A 6,713-nucleotide genomic window follows, 5' to 3' on the forward strand; every position below is an offset into this window, starting at 1 on the left:
ACGACACGCGCCGCGTTCTCGTTAATCAGGGCCATCGCACTTCGTCTCTGCGCAAGGAGCAGCGTCTCCGACTCACCAAGATCGTGTCCGTCTCTCGCCGGCCGGGTGGAGGCCGCTTGCACCTGGCCACGCATGGCATCCACTTCAGTGCGGTCCGTGAAAACCTGGGGTTCACCCAGCTGCCCAGCACTAGGGCCAATCCACCGCCGGGCAGCTGACTGCTGACGCTTTTCTATGGCAGATGTGCCACTGCGTTGCGCTTGGTGTCGAATCTCGTTCGCCACAGCTTCTGCCCAGTGCAGCCGTCCTTTGTACCGGCTGATGAACAGGCGAGGCCCGCCGGTTACCGCTCCAAAACAAAGGAGAGGCCCAGTATCCACTGCGACAGCCGATATACGAGCTCGCTGCGCCGAAGACTCGGCGCTAGCACGCGGACCCGGAACTTGAGTCACGAGATCACGTCCATCGAGTGAAGTCGGCCCCGGTCACCACGAGAAACCATCGCGGCAAGATCAGGTATGTCCATGGCGTCGTCGCGTAGAGCCCAGGGCTCATCCGCGAAAACGGGCCAAAGATCTGGCGCCAAACGGACGCATTCAAAAGCATCTGCGACGCCGTCTTCTGCATAGTCCGCGTCTATTGTCACCACAGGGTGCGCATGAGGGAGCAAAGTGACAGGCGAGCCATGTAGCCGTTCATAGTAATCAGACAATGCTTCCGCGACCTCCAGGTCATCCGAAGAATCAAGAAGTGCTGTATCTACGAATGACTCTATTCCAGCCCGCCACCATCGCCGATCGACCAGTCCGGATAGATGCCCTGTGTACACAATATCCCTGAGCTCCCCACCCATTGCGCTCTCAGAATCCGAGACTATGGACTGAAATTCCCTCAAGCTGATTCCCAGCAGTGTTGCGGCTTTGAGATCTGAGATCAGGAAGGACGGGAAAGGGAGAACTCGGTGAGCGAACCAGCGCAACCAAGCGCTACCAGCCGTGTACCGGGCCACAACATGCTCTGGAGGTCGGCATACCTGCACTTCCGCGAGAGCACTATCGCTCCAGGGGGCACTTTCAGGGAGATTCAGCCATACAGCGCCTTCATTCCAAGAAGATTGATCGTGAATGAAGGGACGAAGCGATGACGCCCCTGCCGCCAGCTGGTGAAGTTTCGGGGAGGCATTTTCGTCTTCCCCCTTCTCCAGAATCCAGTCCAGCCCACTTTGAGCGGAGAGCAGCGGCACCCGTGCGGCCCTAGGCAGGTTCTCCGCCAGCCGGCCAAGCTCGCCTGTACGTAAAACGATAGCCGCGTGACTCTTCAAAGCAGCCAAGCGTCGAGATACTACTGCCGCCAGCGCCAGGCCATCCTGAGGCCAATAGGCAATCTCGTCTGGGTGGGGAACTAGATCCCACTCATAGTATTGATCAATGGCGACGACATCAGCCCGCCTCAGGTGATCATCAACCAATTTATTGGGCAGACATACCTCGACATCCAAGCCTGTGTGCTTGAGTACCGCGATGGCTGCAGTCTGATCCTCAGGGTGATCATCAATGATCAATACGGACGGCTTCTTCTGCTCGCTCATCGCCGCACCTCGCGACCAGGAATTACGACCTCTACAGCCGTAGAAAATCCGTCCCGAGGTGCAACGAATCGAACCGAACCCGCATACTCGGATACGATACGGCGCGTGATCGGCAATCCCAATCCCATCCCCTGACCCAAAACGACGTCAATTTCGGTGGTTGTGGTTTCAAAAGGAAGAAACCAGCGCTCAGCGTCTTCCAGCGAAACTGCCTTCCCGGTGTTTTCGACCCTTATATTGATCCCACCGCCCTTGACGGCCCCGCCCCAGATCATAATGCGCCCGTTCCTTCCTGCGGCCTTGACCGCATTAGTTAGCAGGTTGGTGCAAATAATAGTTAGTTCTGCAGGGAACATTGGTGGTGTTCTCACGGAGCTGTCAAGATCCTGGACTACCTCAACATCCCGTTCATTGAGGGTATTCGTGAGGAGCAGGAGGCTAGTACGAGGGGCCTCAGGTAGCGGAATCCTCTTTCGCCGACGCCTCGCATCGGGACCAACCACTTCCGTTAGGTAGCTAGCCTGTCGCGTCAATGCCTGACACAAAGACTCAAGCCCGCTACGCAGATCTTGAAGGATTTGACTCTGCCCAGGGCCAAGAGAACGCCCGTCAAGAGCACCTGCCAATGTGCGTAGGGCCTGCGCTTCACTTAGGAGGCCATTGACCTCATGAATGAAAGCGGCAAACTGGAGCCCGACGCTCGCTAGCACCTCCAGCATTGCCTGATCTGCATGCTCCTGGCTTGCAGAATGCTCTGCCAGATCCACAGCTGCGGCCGCCATCTCGATTTGTTCGACGAGACCGGCGTCCGGACCCACTGTGGCCCTGATATTGGTCAGTTCTTGACGCACTCTCGTGAGCGAGAAATTGAGATTATCTCGCGCGTTCTTCTCTTGGGTTTTTTCCTCAATGTCGGACTGAGGCTGGGAAATTTCCGGCTCCGCCGTGCTCGGCTCTCGAGCAGGGGGTACGAGACGTTGTTGAAGTTTTTCGGCTTTTGACGATCGACCACTTGCTTGCGTGGCAGCCCTAGCGCGAGACACCAGGTCGACGCCATTTCGCACAAGGTCCCGAAGATTACCGAACGCCTCGTCCTGAAGGAAACCCTCTCGGTTAACCACAGGGCGGAGACAGGCAGCATCCTCCGCCGTCATAAAAACGCCGCCAGTATATTGGTAATTACCGGCGATTTTGAAAGATTCACCCTCTTGCTTGGGTAGAACAGCAGACGACGCCTCATCGAGGATGATCTCGAACTCTCTCGCCCTCCTGGCATAGTCTTGATTAAGCCCTAGCCAGTCGTCATGCCGATCTCCGTACGGAACGACACGAAAGCCCTCAAGATAAACACGAATACCTGAGTGTTCGTCAGCAAACTTCGTTAGCTCTGCCGATCTGCCCGCCAGCTGCCCTTGGCGAGCATAGATCCTCGCAGTAAAGAATGGACCGCGCTCTGGATTCGGGTGGTCTCGACGCAAGAAGTAACTCTTCGCCTCGGGAAAATCGTCGAGGGTTGCAGGTGTGGGGTGAATAGCGAAGGTCACCCCAGAACTGGTCGCGCGAATTTCAAGCAGCCAATTACTTCGTTCAAATAGTCGCATCCAGAGATCGTCACCAATATCGAGATCTCCCTGAAACGCGATCTTGAAGCCTGGATCATTGTCCCCACGTGTCCACGGCTTCAAATGGCCAAGCGGAGCAAACTCGGGTGGAATGTCAAAAGACGGATCAACGAGAAGTCCAGGGGGTGGCAGGCAACTCGACACCTCCTGAACAAACTTGGATAGAGTTCTTTTGGTCCATCGAGATCGCACTGCTTCGAGGCGGAGTTCTGTCCCCGGCGTCTGGTCGCGCGAATCAAATGAAGAAACCGTTAGGCCGTCGCCGACGTCATCCAATGTGGAATGATCATCCTCGACCGAGCGCCAATTAATTACTGCCTGCACACCCTGCCCAGAAGATTCAGAGGAACCCACACTGCGCACATTGGAATCAGGTACAGATCTCAACGAAAGTCGTTCGGCTAGCTTGTGGGCACTTAGCCTGCCAACGCCCTTCGCTCCGGTGTAACGCCTCTGGAATCGTGGGCTAAGGCGATCTCCTTGTTCCTTGTACCGGCTGGCGACACGAAGGAATGCTGTGCGGAAGATCTCGGGTGTCATTCCCACACCGTCATCCGCCACCGTGATAGTTCCTCCGCCGCCATGGAGATTTTCACCGTGAACGATTACGCGAGTTGCATCAGCATCGTACGCATTCTTGATTAACTCGATCAACGCCGTGCTATCACGTCCCACCAAAAGCTCACCGAGCTCGCGGAAGAGGTGCGTATCCACTGTGAACCCGTACTCCTCCGGTTCCACCTGGTCCCCTCTCATTTTCTCGGTCAAGTCAGCTCAGCCTAGTACTGATCTTTGCGTTGCACTGTAGCTCCACGATTCCGGCTGGAACGGGAACAACGCTCAATGGTCCGGGTTCCAGTTTAAGAAGACCATCACCGTGCTGCCGTGCCACGGAACGCAGCGCCGCTTGGCCTTCTTCGCTCGACAGCCATTGAGCCAGGTGATTCACCGCTCCGGGCGAAGAGGGATTACGCAACCTGAGTCCGTACAAAGTATTTGTAGGAATTGCACCCACGTCATTGACGACAACTCGAAAACGGCTCTTCCCCATGGGGCCAATGAGCAGATCTGGTACTGTAATCCTCTCCAGTGCGTACCAAGGTGAACGCACCCTGCAAAGGTGCCGCTCGTGGATTCCCTCTGATTCCCCTTCATCAAGGAGTTTCTTGATCTCTGGAATCTGGGCGGCTGAACTATCGAGTTTGAGCAGCCAGCATCGAAGCCCATCCTCACCAAGTTTTTCGTGTTCAATGAGGCTCAATACGTCACCCGGCAGGTCCCTAATTCGACTGACGGCCCTCACGCAAGTCCCGTCGGGGAGCTGGTTCTTCTCGTCCACCGTCCTGAGGAAAAACCTATTCGCGCCCGTTGCCACGCCGCGTCGAATGTGAACGAGTTGCGCCAACGGTACTGTAGTCTCTCGTTTTCGGGCCCTTCGAGCGCTCGGATTCAATGCGCCTTCAGTGAAGGCAGCAGGCGGAGGAACTTCTTCCCGTCGCACCTGATTCTGCAGAATCCCAGAGAATCCAGATTGACCGTTCTCTGCAACTCGGTAGAGAGCCATATCTTGAAGATCGGTTGAGATCGGGCCAACGAAAATCACCATGGCTGCGACTTGAGTTCCCGGGAATACTTCCAGGTGATTCGGGAACAGATGCAGCTCGACCCTCCTACGCGTCGTGTGCCATAGGTGGTTTCGAACTGCTCGAGCGTAATCTGCTTCAAGCCAATTAGCCGGAAGTAGCAGACATAGAGAGTCCCTGGGACGCAGCGCCATCAAACTGGCAGCCAAGAAATAAGTTGAGAGGCCGGCACGCAAGCCGGGCGAAATTCTCCCTGAGGCGGCTTGCGCCTGCTTCTTTTGTCCCTGAGTCAATTGCTGATGCCGAGTATACGGAGGGTTTCCCATGATTAGCCGCGGGCCGCGAAGTCTAGGCCATTTCTCCCCGAGCCAGCAAAGAAAGTCTTCCTGCCTCACATGAAGTTTGGCAGTTGCTCCTGCGCGATGGAGATCTGGACGCGCGGCAAGCAATCCTAGCGTGACTAGGTTTACGTCAATGGCGTGGACGGCAGATCCTGGCCACCATGAGAGCGCGGAGGTCGTGAATGCGCCCACCCCCGCTCCCGGATCGGCCACGGTGCGCGGCGCTTCTGCGAGCCGCAGATCGAGAATTCCTTTGATGTAGTCAAGAACAGGCTCGGGAGTAAAAAAAGTACCCAACCGACGACGTCGAGGGCTCGCCACGATACGCTCGTAGACCAGCGCCAAGGGGTCATGTGCGGCACCTGTAAGCGCGCCTAGGAGTCGGTCAATCAACTCGTCAGGCGGTGCGGGAGCCGAGCTGAGCCAATGCTGGACTTCAGCCGGCATCTTCGTCCGACTTAGTCCAATTTCTGCCCGCTGCGCGAGAGCCTCAGATACACCGCCCAGAGCAGCAAGGATACTGCGTTCTCGGTCATTGGTACCGGGAACTGCAGTTTCTGGAAGTGGAGTTAAATGGCGGCCCCTGCACCATTTGACTACGTCGGAGACCACCGGATCAAACCTATCCCTGACGGGACTAATCAGACCTTCCGGGGCAGATTGCACCAATCCGCCATCTTCTCGTTGTGGTGAGAGAGCATCGAGGAGCAGGCCCGGGGGGGATAGTTGGAGATCCGCTGGTGACATGCAGGAAAGTCTGCCAGAGGCTGGAATGGGTGCACGGGGTACGGCTCGAATGACTGGGAGCGCGTGCCGACATCGCGCTCTGGTCACAACCGAAGGCATGAAGGAGCCACACTCTGCCCAGTCAGAAGCGCTTCGCCCCGCACTGTGAGCACCAGTCCGCCCTGATTCCTGACCGGCCCCGCAGCCGAGTCGCCGACCTGCTTGGTCGGCGGGGTGGCGATGCCGACTGTCACCGGACCTTCCGCCTGGCGGCCACCCAGCCGCTGCATCGTCGCACCCGCTGTGCTCGCTAGCTTGCAACACCACCATGAACAGCTACCCCTGGATTTCACGGAAGTCACCACGAACCTTCCATACGTCTGGCAGGAGTCGCGACTGCTCAGCGCCAGCCGTCGAGCGAGACATCAGGGCCAAGGGCAAGGTAGGAGCGCAGAGCACTAGCAGTGGTCTCCACGAAGTGAGCAGGGATGGTGTCGCCGCCAACCCAGCAGACCTTGGAGTGCTTACGGGGTTCGCGGTTTTCGGGTTCGCCAGTCCATTCGTGGGTGACGAAGACGACGGTGAGGAAGCCGTTGGGTGCTTCGACGCCCCAAGCGCTGTGGATGATGTGGGCGACCTTCAGGGACTCTGGCTTCACGGTCAGACCGGTCTCCTCGTACAGCTCGCGCACGGCGGTTTCGGTGATGGGTTCGCCGGGTTCGCTCTTGCCGACGGGGAGGTCCCACATGCCCTGGGCGAATTTGGCGTTCTGGCTGCGCTGGAGGAGGACGACGCGGTTGGTGGCCTTGTCGTGGACGATGACGGCGGCGACCAGCAGGGTCATGGATTCGAG

General features: G+C 57.5%; 4 protein-coding genes and 1 pseudogene. All 5 read right to left on the minus strand.

All coding sequences use genetic code 11. The features are described from left to right. Positions 1-448: 448 nt before the first annotated feature. Positions 449-1,588: a hypothetical protein gene (locus FNH04_RS12975; RefSeq protein ID WP_152783620.1), complete on the minus strand. Its 1,140-nt coding sequence runs from the start codon at positions 1,586-1,588 to the stop codon at positions 449-451. Then, a complete protein-coding gene (locus tag FNH04_RS12980) occupies positions 1,585-3,978 on the minus strand; it encodes an ATP-binding protein (protein ID WP_152783622.1) in 2,394 nt (797 codons plus the stop codon). Before FNH04_RS12980 ends, FNH04_RS12975 begins: the two co-directional genes overlap by 4 nt. A 1-nt stretch (position 3,979) precedes the next feature. Next, a complete protein-coding gene (locus tag FNH04_RS48590) occupies positions 3,980-4,549 on the minus strand; it encodes a hypothetical protein (protein ID WP_265580024.1) in 570 nt (189 codons plus the stop codon). Between the two features lie 300 nt (positions 4,550-4,849). Beyond that, positions 4,850-6,190 (minus strand): annotated as a pseudogene (locus FNH04_RS49385) (Eco57I restriction-modification methylase domain-containing protein); the annotation flags it as partial. A 70-nt stretch (positions 6,191-6,260) separates the two neighbouring features. Beyond that, positions 6,261-6,713, minus strand: a 453-nt coding sequence (locus tag FNH04_RS12990; protein WP_228031328.1) for an NUDIX domain-containing protein, incomplete at its 5' end; no start/stop codon positions are given.

This window comes from Streptomyces phyllanthi (assembly GCF_009377205.1).
In the GTDB taxonomy this organism is placed as follows: Bacteria; Actinomycetota; Actinomycetes; order Streptomycetales; family Streptomycetaceae; genus Streptomyces; species Streptomyces phyllanthi.